This window comes from Sinorhizobium sp. 6-70 (assembly GCF_030124375.1).
Lineage (GTDB): Bacteria > Pseudomonadota > Alphaproteobacteria > Rhizobiales > Rhizobiaceae > Sinorhizobium.
In genome coordinates this window covers 123,615-136,045 of the sequence record NZ_JASKLS010000014.1, presented here as the reverse complement: position 1 = coordinate 136,045, position 12,431 = coordinate 123,615, and the positions used below count along the sequence as shown (strand labels likewise).

Here is a 12,431-nt window from a genome sequence, read left to right as displayed (position 1 = left end):
GTCTTTGGTAATCTCTTCCAAGAAGCTTGTTGGCCGGACTATTCGATGTCGTCGCCGGGGACGATATCGCCGTCTTCCGATTCGGCTGCTGCCGGAGCGACCGCTTCGGTTTCCTGCTCCGTCGCGCGGATGCGCACGTCGGTGATCCTGGCGCCCGGAAAGCGCGCGAGGATTGCCGCGACGTCCGGATCCTGGCGGGCGTCGTTGACCCGCTGCTCCTGTGCGCGCTGCTCGGCCTCGACAAGCGTCGGTTCGCCCGGTTCGCGGCTGTAGCTGACGACCCAGTGAATACCGGTCCATTCCTTGAGCTTGACGGCGAGTTCGCCAAGAAGCGTCTTCGGCGCGTCGTCGGACACGTTGACGTCGAGGCGGCCGGGCTCGATATGCACGAGCCTCAGGAAGCCGCGCACCAGCGTCTTCAGCTTGATGTCCCTGTTCTTTCCGCAGAGATCGGCGATATCGCTGATCGAGTTGACCGGAACTTTCGGTTCCGGCTTCGGGGCCGGTGCGGGCCGTTCCTCGATGCGGCCGACGGTCATCGGCGGAGGCGGGGCATCCGGCACGGCACGCAGCATGGTCGCGCCGTTGTTCGAGGACCGCTGAACGGGCGGCGCTGCGTCGACGGAACGCGCCTGCGTCGACTGTCCGGCCTGCGCCTGATTTCCGCCACCATTGCTGCGCGGTGCCGGGCGACCGGCGACGCCCTCGCCGTCGGCAAGCTCCAACAGCCGTCGTGCAGCGTCTTCCGGCGACGGCAGATGCGCGGCATGAGCGAGCCTGATCAGAACCATTTCTGCGGCACCCGCAGGGCGCGAAGAGCTTTCCGCCTCGGGGATGCCCTTCAAGAGCATCTGCCAGATGCGCGAAAGTGCGGTCACCGCGACATTGCCGGCGAATTCGGCGCCGCGCACGCGCTCGATCTCGCTCAGCGACTGGTCGTTCGCCGCGTCCGGAACATATTTCATCCGTGTGACGAGATGGGTGAAGTCGGCAAGGTCGGTCAGCACCACCGTCGGATTGGCGCCCGCCTCGTATTGCGCGGCAAACTCCTGAAGCGCCGCCGTCACGTCGCCTTTGACGATATGCTCGAAGAGATCGACGATGCGGGCGCGGTCGGCAAGTCCGAGCATCGAGCGCACGGTTTCAAGCTCGACCGAGCCCCCGCCGTGGGCAATCGCCTGGTCGAGCAGCGACAGGCCGTCACGCGCCGAACCTTCTGCGGCGCGCGCGACCATCGCCAGCGCCTCCGGATCGAAAGGCACGCCTTCCTTGGCGAGAATGGTGGAGAAGAGACCGACAAGGTCGGACGCGCCGATACGGCGCAGGTCGAAGCGCTGACAGCGCGACAGGACGGTAATCGGAACCTTGCGGATTTCGGTGGTCGCGAAGATGAACTTCACATGCTCCGGCGGCTCCTCGAGCGTCTTGAGCAGGCCGTTAAAGGCCTGCGTCGAGAGCATGTGTACTTCGTCGATGATATAGACCTTGTAGCGGGCGGAAACCGGGCGATAGCGCACCTGCTCGATGATCTCGCGGATGTCGTCGATGCCGGTGTGCGATGCGGCATCCATCTCGATCACGTCGACATGGCGGCCGTCCATGATTGCCTGGCAATGCTCGCCCGGCACACGCAGGTCGATCGTCGGCTTGTCGATCTCGGCGGTCTTGTAATTCAGAGCGCGCGCCAGGATGCGGGCCGTCGTCGTCTTGCCGACGCCGCGGACGCCCGTCAGCATGTAGGCCTGCGCGATGCGGCCGGTCTCGAAGGCATTGGTGAGCGTGCGCACCATAGGCTCCTGCCCGACCATGAGGTCGGAGAAGTCCTTGGGCCTATATTTACGCGCCAGAACACGGTAGGCGGCTGGCTTCTGTTCGAATGAAATGGACGTTTCGTCGCTCATCGACCCTGCCGCTGCTCGAACTCTTGTCCCGACAGGACGGAGATACGAAGATAAGGTGGGAGGCTGGCACGATGACCCGTGCCGGGGCTCGTTAGGGCTGCTTCCTTCCGGACCTGACCCGGTTGGCGAGTGGCTCGTCCACCACCAACCTCCCGGCCTCCATATCGGCAATATCGCAAGCAAATGCAAGCCAACGCGTCAAAAAACTGGTATCGATATGCAAAACAAGGCGAATCCGCGCGTTGGATCACGATGATTCTTGGGACGAATCGATCCAAGAATCGTAAATGTGATCGATTCTAAAGAGTTAGAGCGGGATGCGGGCGGAAAACCGAACACACTTTTCCTCATCCCGCTCCTGAAGAGGAGACTTTGTTGACGACCTTCCCTCTCGACGAGCGGCTTCAGCGCGACGGCATCCCGATCGCCTCGATCGGGCTGTGCCAGTTGCGGCTGATGAACGACCGCCGTTGGCCTTGGCTGATCCTCATTCCCCAGCGCACCGACATTTCCGAGATTTTCGAGCTGACGCCGCTCGACCAGACGATGCTAACCTTCGAGACCAACATGGTGGCGGCCGCACTCAAGAAGGTCACCGCCGCCGACAAGATCAATATCGGCGCGCTCGGCAATATCGTCCGCCAGCTTCATGTGCATATCATAGCCCGCCGGGAAGGTGATCCGAACTGGCCGGGACCGGTGTGGGGTTTCGGCAAGGCCGAGCCGTGGCCGGAGGGCGAGCAGCAGGCATTCGCAGCACGTATTCTGGAAAATCTCTGAAGATGACGAAATCGATCTTTGACCTTCGAAGCCCGCATCCGGAGCCGAGCACCCTCGTCGCCTTTGCGGAAAATCACCTGGACCGCCAATCCGAGCACCGTCCCGACGATTGCGTCGAGGTGGCGTCGAGGCATCCGGGCGCACACTTCCTCGCCTTTTCCGGCGCGAAGCTGATCGTCAAGCACGACGAGAAGATCATCGACCCGCTGTTCGCACCCTATGAGCTCGAAGGCCTCGAACCCGCGCTCGACGAGGCGATCCTGCTCGGTTACCTGCCGAACGGCGAGCCGCGCCTTGCCGTGCCGTCGGGGCTCACGGAAGAGAACCTGCCCGAGCCGTTCAAGATCGCCGACGCGCGAACGCTCTACCGCCAACAGATGCTGCCGGAAGATTTGCTCGGCCAGTTTGCGCAAGGCTCCAGCCTGATCGTCTGGAACGCCAACAACCGCTTCTGCGGCCGCTGTGGCGGGCCGATGGACGGTGCGGCGGGCGGTTACCGGCGCGTGTGCACAGCATGCAACCACATGGTCTTTCCCCGCACCGACCCCGTCGTCATCATGCTGACGATCGATCTCGAGCGCGATCTCTGCCTCCTCGGCCGCAGCCACCATTTCGCGCCGGGCATGTATTCCTGCCTCGCCGGCTTCGTCGAACCGGGAGAGACGATCGAAAACGCCGTGCGCCGGGAAACGCAGGAGGAATCGGCCATCCGCATCGGCCGGGTCCGCTATCATGCCTCGCAGCCCTGGCCGCTGCCGCATACCCTGATGATCGGCTGCTACGCCGAAGCCAAATCGACCGTCATCAAACGCGACGAACAAGAGCTTGAAGACGTGCGCTGGTTCACGCGCGCGGAGACCGAAGCGATGCTGGAACGCACGACCGGCATCGCCGACACCGGAGACGAGCACATTCCGCCGCCGAAAGGGGCGATTGCCCACCAGTTGATGCGCGACTGGCTGGCCTGGCCCGAGCGGAATTGACCCGCGCGGAGAGAAGGAAGCCATGTCCCGATCGGAGCGCTTGCTCGATCTCTTGCAGGTGCTGAGACGCCACCGGCAGCCGGTAAGCGGCCGACGGCTGGCGGAGGAGACCGGCGTCAGCCTCAGGACGCTCTACCGGGACATCGCCAGCCTGCAGGCCCAGGGCGCCCATATCGAAGGGGAGCCGGGCCTCGGCTATGTTCTGAAGCCGGGTTTCATGCTGCCGCCTATGATGTTCTCGGAGGAAGAGGTCGAAGCGCTGGTGCTCGGCTCGCGCTGGGTGGCGAAGCGTGGCGACAACCGCCTCGCAATGGCGGCTGCCGACGCGCTTGCCAAGATCGCCTCCGTGCTGCCGCCCGATCTGCGCGAAAGTCTCGACGCCTCGCCCCTTCTCGTCGGATCGCGCCAACCGATCGCCGAAGGCATCGATCTCGGCATGCTGCGCAAGGCGATCCGCAGCGAGCGAAAGCTCGATATGCGCTATAGGGACAACGACGGACGCGACAGCCGCCGCACCGTCTGGCCTTTTGCGCTCGGTTTTTTCGATCAGGTACGCGTGCTGGTCGCCTGGTGCGAACTCAGGCAGGACTTTCGCCATTTCCGCACGGATCGTATCGCCGAAGCGGCCATACAAGACGCGCGCTATCCGCGCCGTCGCCAAGCCCTGCTCAAGGACTGGCGCGCAGGGCAGGACAGGCCCGCCTGTGTGGAAGGTGCGGAAGCGGCTGATATCACGAGCGCGAACCTTGCTGCTGACAAAAATTGACAGTAACTCGCGCTAGCCTGACGGCCTCGCAACAAGGAGACCGTCCATGGCAAAGGCCAACCTTATCGTCCTCTATGTCGCCGATCCGCTGGCAAGCGTCGAATTCTATCGCAAGCTGTTGGGCAAGGAGCCCGCCGTCGCCTTTCCGAGCTTTTCCTCGTTCGAGCTGTCCGGCGGCTTCACACTCGGGCTCTGGGCGCAAAATTCGGTCGCACCTGCCCCATCGGTCGAGGGCAACCGCTCAGAGCTGGCTTTCATGGTTGAAGGTGAAGAGGCAGTACGCGCCCACTACGATGAATGGCAGGCAATGGGCCTGCCGATCGCGCAGGAACTGACGACAATGGATTTCGGACCGACATTCGTCGCCCTCGATCCGGATGGGCACCGCCTGAGGGTCTGTCTTTATGACGAATGATGGCCTACAGCGCGGTTGCGTCTGTTCAGACGCACAAAGGTCGCTGTACGCTTTGAATTGCTGCATCTTTTATCCCCAAATCAGCTACGATTTAAGGAAACATGCAGTCGATCGCACGGCGATCTTTGGGGTATAAAGACACTCACACCCCGCGCGAGACATCGGCGGGGTGTGGAAGACTCTACGGCGCCGCGCATCTTTATGCGCAAAGGTCGCTGTAGCATTTTTGAATCGCCGCATGATTTTGACCTAAAATCGGTTCCGATTTGAGGAATCATGCAGTGGCGCCACCCGATGTTTGGGCGCGACCTCTATATTAGCGGCCGAAAACGGCGGCCTGGATCTGAGAACGGGAAATACCGATGTCGCTCAGCACGTGATCGTCGAGAGCGTTCAGCTCGCGGACAGCGCGGCGCAACTTTGCGTATTCCATGATCTTCTGGCGGATCTTCATTTTTGACACTCCATATCTTTCACGGGTGTCAAATAGGCATTTGCCTAAGATTTAAGTAGTTCCACGATTGCAGATTAGGCATGCGCTAAGCGAATAGCCAGTTAACGAAATTCCGCCATCTTCTTCGTTGCGGCACAGCGCCCTTTGCGCGTCTCATTACGACGCGCGGCGCTGTAGGTCAGAGGACACCGCGCATGGGATGGGCCCGGTAGGTGCCAAGGATGCGCACCTTCTCCGAGAAAAAGCGCAGTTCGTCCATCGCGTGGCGGACCGACGTATCGTCCGGGTGACCTTCGATATCGGCATAGAACTGGGTTGCGACGAACTTGCCGCCGAGCTGGTAGCTCTCGAGCTTCGTCATGTTGATGCCGTTGGTGGCGAAGCCGCCCATCGCCTTATAGAGCGCGGCCGGAATGTTGCGCACGTTGAAAACGAAGGTGGTAATGATCAGTTCGTCGTCGGAAGACCGGGCGATCCGCTGCTCTTCGCGTGAAAGCACGACGAAGCGCGTGACGTTGCTATCCGTGTCCTCGACATTTTCGGCGACGATATCGAGCCCGTAGAGGTCGGCGGCAAGGCGCGGGGCGAGCGCCGCCATGGAGCGGTCGCCCGTTTCCTTGACGAGCTTGGCCGCGCCGGCCGTGTCGCCCGCCACCACCGGCTTCCAGCCATTGGCGCGCACGATCTTGCGGCATTGGCCCAGCGCATGGATATGGCTGTGCACCGTGCGGATCTCGTCATGCGAGACGCCGGGCAGCACCATCAACTGAAAGCGTATAGGCATGAAATATTCGCCGACGATGTGCAGGCGCGATTCCGGCAGCAGGTGATGGATATCGGCGACACGCCCGGCGATCGTGTTTTCGATCGGGATCATGGCGAGATCGGCATCGCCGTTCTCCACCGCCACGAAGGCATCCTCGAAGGTCTGGCACGGCAGCGGCTCCATCGACGGGAACATGTCGCGGCAGGCCATATCGGAATTGGCCCCGAAGTCGCCCTGGAAGGAGATCCTGTTGGTCTTGACGGTCACTTTCGATTTCCTTCTCAGGCTTTGACGGAGAGAATGCGACGGGCCTTTTCGAGATCCTCGGGCGTATCGACGCCGAGGGGCACCGAGTTGACGATCTCGACGTCGATGCGCATTCCGGCTTCGAGCGCCCGCAATTGCTCAAGCGACTCGCGCTTTTCAAGGACCGAAGGCTTCAACGACACGAAGGTTTCGAGCGCCTTGCGCCGATAGGCATAGAGACCGATGTGGTGATAGAGCGGCCCGGCGCCGTGCGGCGCGGTGGCGCGGGTGAAATAGAGTGCACGCAGGCGGCTCTCCGAAAGCGGCGAGCCCACGACCTTGACGACATTGGGGTTGGTCTTTTCATGTTCGTCGGTGATCTCGACCGTCAGCGTCGCGATATCGGTCGCGGCGTTCTCGAGCGGTCTCAGCGCCGCGCGGATCGGTCCGGGTTCGATCGTCGGCAGGTCGCCCTGGACATTGATCACGATCTCGGCCTCGCCGTGTGGATCCGCCTTCAGCAGGGCTTCATGGATGCGATCAGAGCCTGACTGATGGTCGACCCGCGTCATGATCGCCTCGAAGCCGGCGTCGCTGACCGCCTCGAAGACATCGCGATCGTCGACGGCGACAACGATTCGGCCGACATCCGCCTCGGCCGCCCGCCTGGCCACCTGCACGATCATCGGCAGGCCGCAGATGTCGGCGAGCGGTTTGCCGGGCAGGCGTGTTGACGCCATCCGCGCAGGAATGAGTACGAGAGCTTTGCCAGAATTTCCGTGATTCATCGTCTAGCCTTAAAAAACCCCGCTGAAAGTGTCAAAAAGTCTCACTTGAGGGTCGATAATCTCTGTTGCAACGCAGAGCCAAAAGACATAGGTTCCGCGCGATTTCAAGATGGGCCGGGTTTTTGTTGACGCCGGTGGCAAAGGGAGCGTTTGCAGATGAATTCATATGTGAACATGGGCGTGGGTGCCTTGCTGGGTACGGTCTTCGTTCTGATGTCTGTATCCATTGCATCGGAAGGCATTTTCCATTCCGAAGCTCCCGAGAAGCCAGGCTTCACCATTGTCGCCGAGGAACCCGCTGGCGGCGAAGCAGAAACGGCCGGCGGCGGGGAAGCGGCGTCCGAACCGATCGCGCCGCTGCTTGCCAAGGCCGACGCTGCCGCTGGCGAGGCCGTCTTCAAGAAATGCGCAAGCTGTCATACCGTGGAGAAGGGCGGACCGAACAAGGTCGGCCCGAATCTCTGGGGCGTCGTCAACCGCCCGGTCGCCTCGCATGAAGGCTTCAGCTACTCCGCCGGGATGCAGACTTTCTCGGAAGGCGGCAAGGTCGTATGGGACTTTGACCACCTGAGCTTCTTCCTCGAAGCACCGAAGAAGCATGTGCCGGGCACGGCGATGGGCTTTGCCGGCCTCAAGAAGGCGGACGAGCGCGCCAACCTGCTCGCCTGGCTGCGCGAACAGTCCGATAATCCGGCACCGCTGCCTGCCGCTGGAGCGGAAGGCGGCGCTGCGCAGCCTGCTGCCGCCGAAGGGCAGGCCGCCCAGGAAGGTCAGGCACCGGCGCCCGCACCGGCGAACTAAGTCGTCAAGGAACCGATTGATTTGGGAAGCCCGGCCTCTGGCCGGGTTTTTCGTTTCTACAGCGCCGCGGCGCGTCTTTGCGACGCGCAAACGACGCTGTATGGAAATATGCAGTGGTCACATCAGCAGGTAGGCCCAGGCCGAAACGCTGAGCACGCCCAGCGCCGTCGTCAGCGTGATCGTCGAGGAGGCGAGCGCATGGCCGACATTGAAATGATTGGCGATCAGCCAGGCGTTGACGCCGGTTGGCACCGAGGACGTCAGCACCAGCGCCGCCGTCCAGCTGTCGTTAAGCCCCAGGAGATGGCAGGTGCCGAAGACGACGCCGGGCAACACAAGCAGCTTCAAAGCGCTGGTGACGGCCGCAAGCCCGGTGTTCCCGGCCAGGCCATATTTGTCGAGCGCCATGCCGATCGACACCAGCGCGGCCGGCGCCGCCGTGCCTGCGATCTGATCGACGACGGCCTTCGCCGGGCCACCAAGCGGCTGGTCGAGAAGATGAAAGAGCGCACCGACGGCGAGACCGATCACCAGGGGATTACGAACGAGATTGCGTCCGACACCGGCAAGCAGCTTCAAAGGACTTTGCCCCGGCTTGCCGCTCGTTTTCCGATCCGCACGCTCCATCAGCACGGTTCCGGCGATCATCATGACCGGCAGATGGACGGAGAGCAGGATCGACAGCGCCACCAGCCCGTCCTCGCCGACCATGCGCGAAACCAGCGGCAGGCCTATGAACACGGTGTTGGCGAAGGCCGAGGACACGCCTGCGAGCACCCCCACGCGCGCGTCGCGCCCGAAGGCAAAGGTCGCTGCCAGGTGGCCGAGCGTCCAGGTAACGGCAACGCCGGAAAAATAGGCGACCCAGAGTGGCCAGGGCGAGCCCTCCTTGAAATCGGCTTCGGCAATCGTGCGGAACAAGAGGACCGGTACGGCGATGCGAAAGACAAAATCGCCCAGCGCATCGCCGACAGCCGGTTTCAGATAGCCGAGCCTCACGACCAGCCAGCCGGTCAGGATCAGGACGAAGATCGGGAGAACATTCAGGAAAATATCGGACATGGTAAGCCTTGGATGGTGCCAGAGGCATAGACCCGTTCGATCGGCAGTGGCAAGGGCACATTGCAGGAAGCGTGGCGGTCGAGGGCGCTTGCCGTCGCCGCGGAACCTTCAGTCAACAGCAGCGTTTTCGAAAGACGATCAGGAAACGCTGATGCCGACAGACAAATCGATCTACTCGCATCGGGACGACGATCCGCATCTGACGGATGACGATCTGGCCGAGAAGGTGCTGCGCTTCATTCGCTACGCCACGTTCGTGGACACGAGCGGAATTTCCGTCATGGCGCTTGGTGGAATGGTCGTGCTTTCCGGCAACGTCGCCGAGGAGCCAGATATTGCCTGCGCCGGCGAGGCCGCCGCCTCGGTGATCGGCGTTTCGGGCGTCGAAAACCGACTGACGGTACGGCCGGACGAATCAACCGACTGAGCGCAATCGTCTCCCGGAGGCACCAATATATACAAAAAGGCAACCTTTTGGTTGCTTTTTTCGTTTCGACCTGCAAGAATATTGGCAACCAGGAGGTTGCATCATGACGGATCGCATCACGAAGAGCATCGAACTCAACGCTCCGATCGAAAAGGTTTGGCATGCGCTGACGGACCACACGGCGTTCGGCGAATGGTTCCGGGTAAGGCTCGACGGACCGTTCGTCGTCGGCGAGGAAACGACCGGGGAAATGACCTACCCCGGTCATGAGGGCACCAAATGGACGTCGGTGACGGAGCGAATGGAGACTCCGACACTCTTTTCCTTCCGCTGGCCGCACGGCGAGGATACCGATGTCTCGACATCCCCATCCACGCTCGTGGAATTCCGCCTCGAACCGACGGCGAACGGCACGCGTCTGACCATCATCGAATCCGGCTTCGAAACGCTGCCGGAGGATCGTCGCATGGAGGCCTTGCGCGGCAACGAAGGTGGATGGGAAATTCAGGCGGGAAACATCAAGGCCTATGTCGAAGCGTGAGCTTGCCGATCCCGGCCCCGTCGAGGTCTTCGCCGCCCTCGGCGACCCGACCCGCCTTTCGCTTCTGACGAAGCTCAGCGATGGCCAGACACGATCGATCGTCACGCTATCCGCCGACACGAACCTGACGCGGCAGGCCGTGACCAAGCACCTGCAGGTGCTGGAACGTGCCGGCCTTGTCAGAAGCGTCCGCGTCGGCCGCGAAAGCCAGTTCGGCTACCGGCCTGAACCGATCACCGAGGCACGGTCGTATCTCGACAGAGTTTCCGCACAATGGGACGACGCACTGGAGCGGCTCAAGGCGTTGGTGGAACGATGAGTGCGGCAAGGAGTCCCGGCCGGCACAAGCTCTTCCCAATCCTTGTCGTCGGACGCGCGCTGCCGCACTCTTTCGGAGCAGGTCCGGCAACGTTCCCGCTTACCGATTGAGGAGCCAGAGAATGGCCGAAAGCGCAACGCTGAGAAGCAGCCCGGTGGTAATCGGTATATAGATGGTGAAATTCTCGCGCTCGATCAGAATATCGCCCGGCAGCTTGCCCAGGCCAAGGCGCGTGAGCCACGGCCAGAGAATGCCGACCGCGACGACAACAAGTCCGACAATGATCAAAACTCGGGACATGGCACAGGCATGCGCTGGTTTGCGATTCAGCCTCCCAGCATGATGTTTGAATTCGCATCATATAACAATGCGCCGGTGTTGGACCGGCAGGGTCCAATGCTGCCAGGCACGGCGCGATGTGCCGATCCGAGCCTCGCGCGATCTTTCAACTCAAGAGACACTCGGCCCGGCGCGCTGTAGCTCACCCACGCGCTTGTGTCGGCGTTCTTAGCCGATGATCGATTCCCTCTAGGAATTCTGAGGATTACACGCTAACATTGCGTTCAGGGAACCCAAGCATTTATAGAAGTGGTGCCAGAAGCGGATAGCCGCTTCAGATCGCAGTTTCGACTGGCAAGATCCACGAGTTCACCTGGCACCAAGAGCGATTTCCAGAATTGTTCGGCGTCCGCACCGGCGCGGGCGGCCTGTCGGCGAGCCCGGGAGTGGTGCGATGGCGACCAAAGCTGAGCAGAAGCTGTCCCTGTTCGCTCTAACCGCGATGGTTGTCGGTTCCATGGTCGGCGCGGGCATCTTCTCGCTCCCGCGAACATTCGGCGTCGCGACGGGGCCGTTTGGTGCAATCATCGCCTGGTGCATTGCCGGCGGCGGCATGTACATGCTGGCGCGCGTCTTCCAGTCGCTGGCCGAACGCAAGCCCGAGCTCGATGCCGGCGTTTTCGCCTATGCCAAGGAAGGCTTCGGCGACTATCCGGGCTTTCTCTCCGCCTTCGGCTACTGGATCGGCAGCTGCATCGGAAACGTGTCTTACTGGGTGCTGATCAAGTCCACGCTCGGCAATTTTATTCCTGCCTTCGGCGACGGCAACACCGTCATTGCCATCCTCGTCGCCTCGATCGGAATATGGCTCTTCCACTTCATGATCCTCAGAGGCATTCAGCAGGCGACCTTTATCAACGCCGTCGTGACCGTCGCGAAGATCGTTCCGATCATCGCCTTCATCATCATCCTCTTCGTCTTCTTCAAGCTCGACCTGTTCCGGCTCAACTTCTGGGGCGGCGAGGGGATGCCGGAGGCAAACCTCCTCCAACAGATCCAGGCGACGATGCTGGCGACAGTCTTCGTCTTCATCGGCATCGAAGGCGCCAGCAACTATTCGCGCTATGCGCGGACGCGCTCCGATATCGGTACGGCGACGATCATGGGCTTCATCGGCGTCAGCACGCTGATGGTGCTGGTCACGCTGCTGCCCTATGCCGTGCTGACACGCCCCGAAATCGCCGCCATGAGCCAGCCTTCGATGGCCGGCGTGCTTGCAGCCGCCGTCGGCCCCTGGGGTGCGGTATTCATCAGCATCGGCGTGATCGTCTCCGTGCTTGGCGCCTATCTCGTCTGGTCGCTGGTGTGCGCGGAAGTGCTCTATGTGGCGGCGCGCACGGACGACATGCCCCGGCTTTTCGCCACCGAGAACAAGAACAAGGTCCCTGCCGCCGCGCTATGGCTCACCAACATCGTCGTCCAGCTGTTCGTCGTCAGCACGTACTGGTCGCGGGACGCGTTCACGCTGATGCTGAATCTGACAAGCGCAATGTCGCTGATCCCCTACCTGTTCGTGGCGGCTTTCGGGTTCCTGCTGGCGCGACGCGCCGAGACCTACGACGTCAGGCCGCAGGAACGCCGCCGCGACCTGATCATCGCCAGCATCGCCGCCGTCTATACGTTTTTCATGATTGTCGCGGGCGGCATGAAGTTCGTCCTGCTGTCGGCACTTCTGTATGCCCCTGGCACGATCCTCTATTTCTGGGCCAGGCGCGAGCAGGGCAAGCAGGTCTTCAACACATCGGTCGACTGGCTGATTTTCGCGGCTGCCGTCATCGGCTGCATCGCCGCGATCATCGGCTTGTCCACCGGCTACCTGACGATCTGAAAAAGGAGATGTGCC

The 12,431-nt window shown here is 61.8% G+C and carries 15 protein-coding genes and 1 other RNA gene; 9 read left to right on the top strand and 7 right to left on the bottom strand.

The genetic code is table 11. The annotated features are described in order from the left end of the window. Positions 1-38: 38 nt before the first annotated feature. Both QN222_RS23865 and ffs read right to left on the bottom strand, forming a co-directional pair. A complete protein-coding gene (locus QN222_RS23865; protein WP_283962480.1) occupies positions 39-1,901 on the bottom strand; it encodes a DNA polymerase III subunit gamma/tau in 1,863 nt (620 codons plus the stop codon). Between the two features lie 55 nt (positions 1,902-1,956). Continuing rightward, an RNA gene (gene ffs, locus QN222_RS23860) (signal recognition particle sRNA small type) lies at positions 1,957-2,054 on the bottom strand. 222 nt (positions 2,055-2,276) lie between these two features. Here ffs and QN222_RS23855 point away from each other — a divergent pair. From QN222_RS23855 to QN222_RS23840, 4 genes are read left to right on the top strand one after another with little or no spacing between them, the layout of a single operon-like run. Further along, on the top strand, positions 2,277-2,681 hold the full coding sequence (locus QN222_RS23855; protein ID WP_283962481.1) for an HIT family protein: 405 nt from the start codon (positions 2,277-2,279) through the stop codon (positions 2,679-2,681). 2 nt (positions 2,682-2,683) lie between these two features. Continuing rightward, positions 2,684-3,664, top strand: coding sequence for an NAD(+) diphosphatase (gene nudC, locus QN222_RS23850; RefSeq protein WP_283962482.1), 981 nt, complete (start codon positions 2,684-2,686; stop codon positions 3,662-3,664). A gap of 22 nt (positions 3,665-3,686) precedes the next feature. Beyond that, entirely contained in the window at positions 3,687-4,430 is a 744-nt protein-coding gene (locus tag QN222_RS23845) for a YafY family protein (RefSeq protein ID WP_283962483.1), read from the top strand. A 46-nt stretch (positions 4,431-4,476) separates the two neighbouring features. Beyond that, positions 4,477-4,845, top strand: a complete 369-nt coding sequence (locus tag QN222_RS23840; protein WP_283962484.1) for a VOC family protein — start codon at positions 4,477-4,479, stop codon at positions 4,843-4,845. 316 nt (positions 4,846-5,161) lie between these two features. On the opposite strand, the gene QN222_RS23835 is transcribed toward QN222_RS23840, so the two are convergent. The 3 genes from QN222_RS23835 to QN222_RS23825 form a co-directional block, all read right to left on the bottom strand. Next, positions 5,162-5,299: a DUF1127 domain-containing protein gene (locus tag QN222_RS23835; protein ID WP_180939779.1), complete on the bottom strand. Its 138-nt coding sequence runs from the start codon at positions 5,297-5,299 to the stop codon at positions 5,162-5,164. Positions 5,300-5,477: 178 nt separating this feature from the next. Beyond that, positions 5,478-6,332, bottom strand: a complete 855-nt coding sequence (locus tag QN222_RS23830) for a prephenate dehydratase (protein WP_283962485.1) — start codon at positions 6,330-6,332, stop codon at positions 5,478-5,480. A gap of 14 nt (positions 6,333-6,346) precedes the next feature. Continuing rightward, the gene (locus tag QN222_RS23825; protein WP_283962486.1) at positions 6,347-7,099 is read right to left on the bottom strand and encodes a 3-deoxy-manno-octulosonate cytidylyltransferase; all 753 of its coding nucleotides are present in this window, start codon (positions 7,097-7,099) and stop codon (positions 6,347-6,349) included. 156 nt (positions 7,100-7,255) lie between these two features. Between QN222_RS23825 and QN222_RS23820 the strand changes: the two genes are divergently transcribed. After that, positions 7,256-7,900 carry a cytochrome c family protein gene (locus QN222_RS23820; protein WP_283962487.1) on the top strand — a complete coding sequence of 215 codons (645 nt, stop codon included), beginning with the start codon at positions 7,256-7,258 and terminating at the stop codon, positions 7,898-7,900. Positions 7,901-8,017: 117 nt separating this feature from the next. Here QN222_RS23820 and QN222_RS23815 read toward each other — a convergent pair whose 3' ends face one another. Further along, entirely contained in the window at positions 8,018-8,962 is a 945-nt protein-coding gene (locus QN222_RS23815; protein ID WP_283962488.1) for an AEC family transporter, read from the bottom strand. 151 nt (positions 8,963-9,113) lie between these two features. Here QN222_RS23815 and QN222_RS23810 point away from each other — a divergent pair, with 151 nt between their 5' ends. The 3 genes from QN222_RS23810 to QN222_RS23800 all read left to right on the top strand — a co-directional run bounded on the left by QN222_RS23810 (position 9,114) and on the right by QN222_RS23800 (position 10,249). Continuing rightward, on the top strand, positions 9,114-9,389 hold the full coding sequence (locus tag QN222_RS23810; protein WP_180939774.1) for a BON domain-containing protein: 276 nt from the start codon (positions 9,114-9,116) through the stop codon (positions 9,387-9,389). Between the two features lie 103 nt (positions 9,390-9,492). Next, the gene (locus tag QN222_RS23805) at positions 9,493-9,930 is read left to right on the top strand and encodes an SRPBCC family protein (RefSeq protein WP_283962489.1); all 438 of its coding nucleotides are present in this window, start codon (positions 9,493-9,495) and stop codon (positions 9,928-9,930) included. After that, positions 9,917-10,249: a metalloregulator ArsR/SmtB family transcription factor gene (locus QN222_RS23800; RefSeq protein ID WP_283962490.1), complete on the top strand. Its 333-nt coding sequence runs from the start codon at positions 9,917-9,919 to the stop codon at positions 10,247-10,249. The genes QN222_RS23805 and QN222_RS23800 overlap by 14 nt, the downstream gene beginning before the upstream one ends. 99 nt (positions 10,250-10,348) lie before the next feature. Here the strand turns inward: QN222_RS23800 and QN222_RS23795 are convergent, their stop codons facing one another. After that, the gene (locus QN222_RS23795) at positions 10,349-10,549 is read right to left on the bottom strand and encodes a DUF2905 domain-containing protein (RefSeq protein ID WP_283962491.1); all 201 of its coding nucleotides are present in this window, start codon (positions 10,547-10,549) and stop codon (positions 10,349-10,351) included. A 433-nt stretch (positions 10,550-10,982) separates the two neighbouring features. On the opposite strand from QN222_RS23795, the gene QN222_RS23790 reads away from it, so the two are divergent. Continuing rightward, positions 10,983-12,416, top strand: a complete 1,434-nt coding sequence (locus QN222_RS23790) for a basic amino acid/polyamine antiporter (protein WP_283962492.1) — start codon at positions 10,983-10,985, stop codon at positions 12,414-12,416. Positions 12,417-12,431 lie beyond the last annotated feature (15 nt).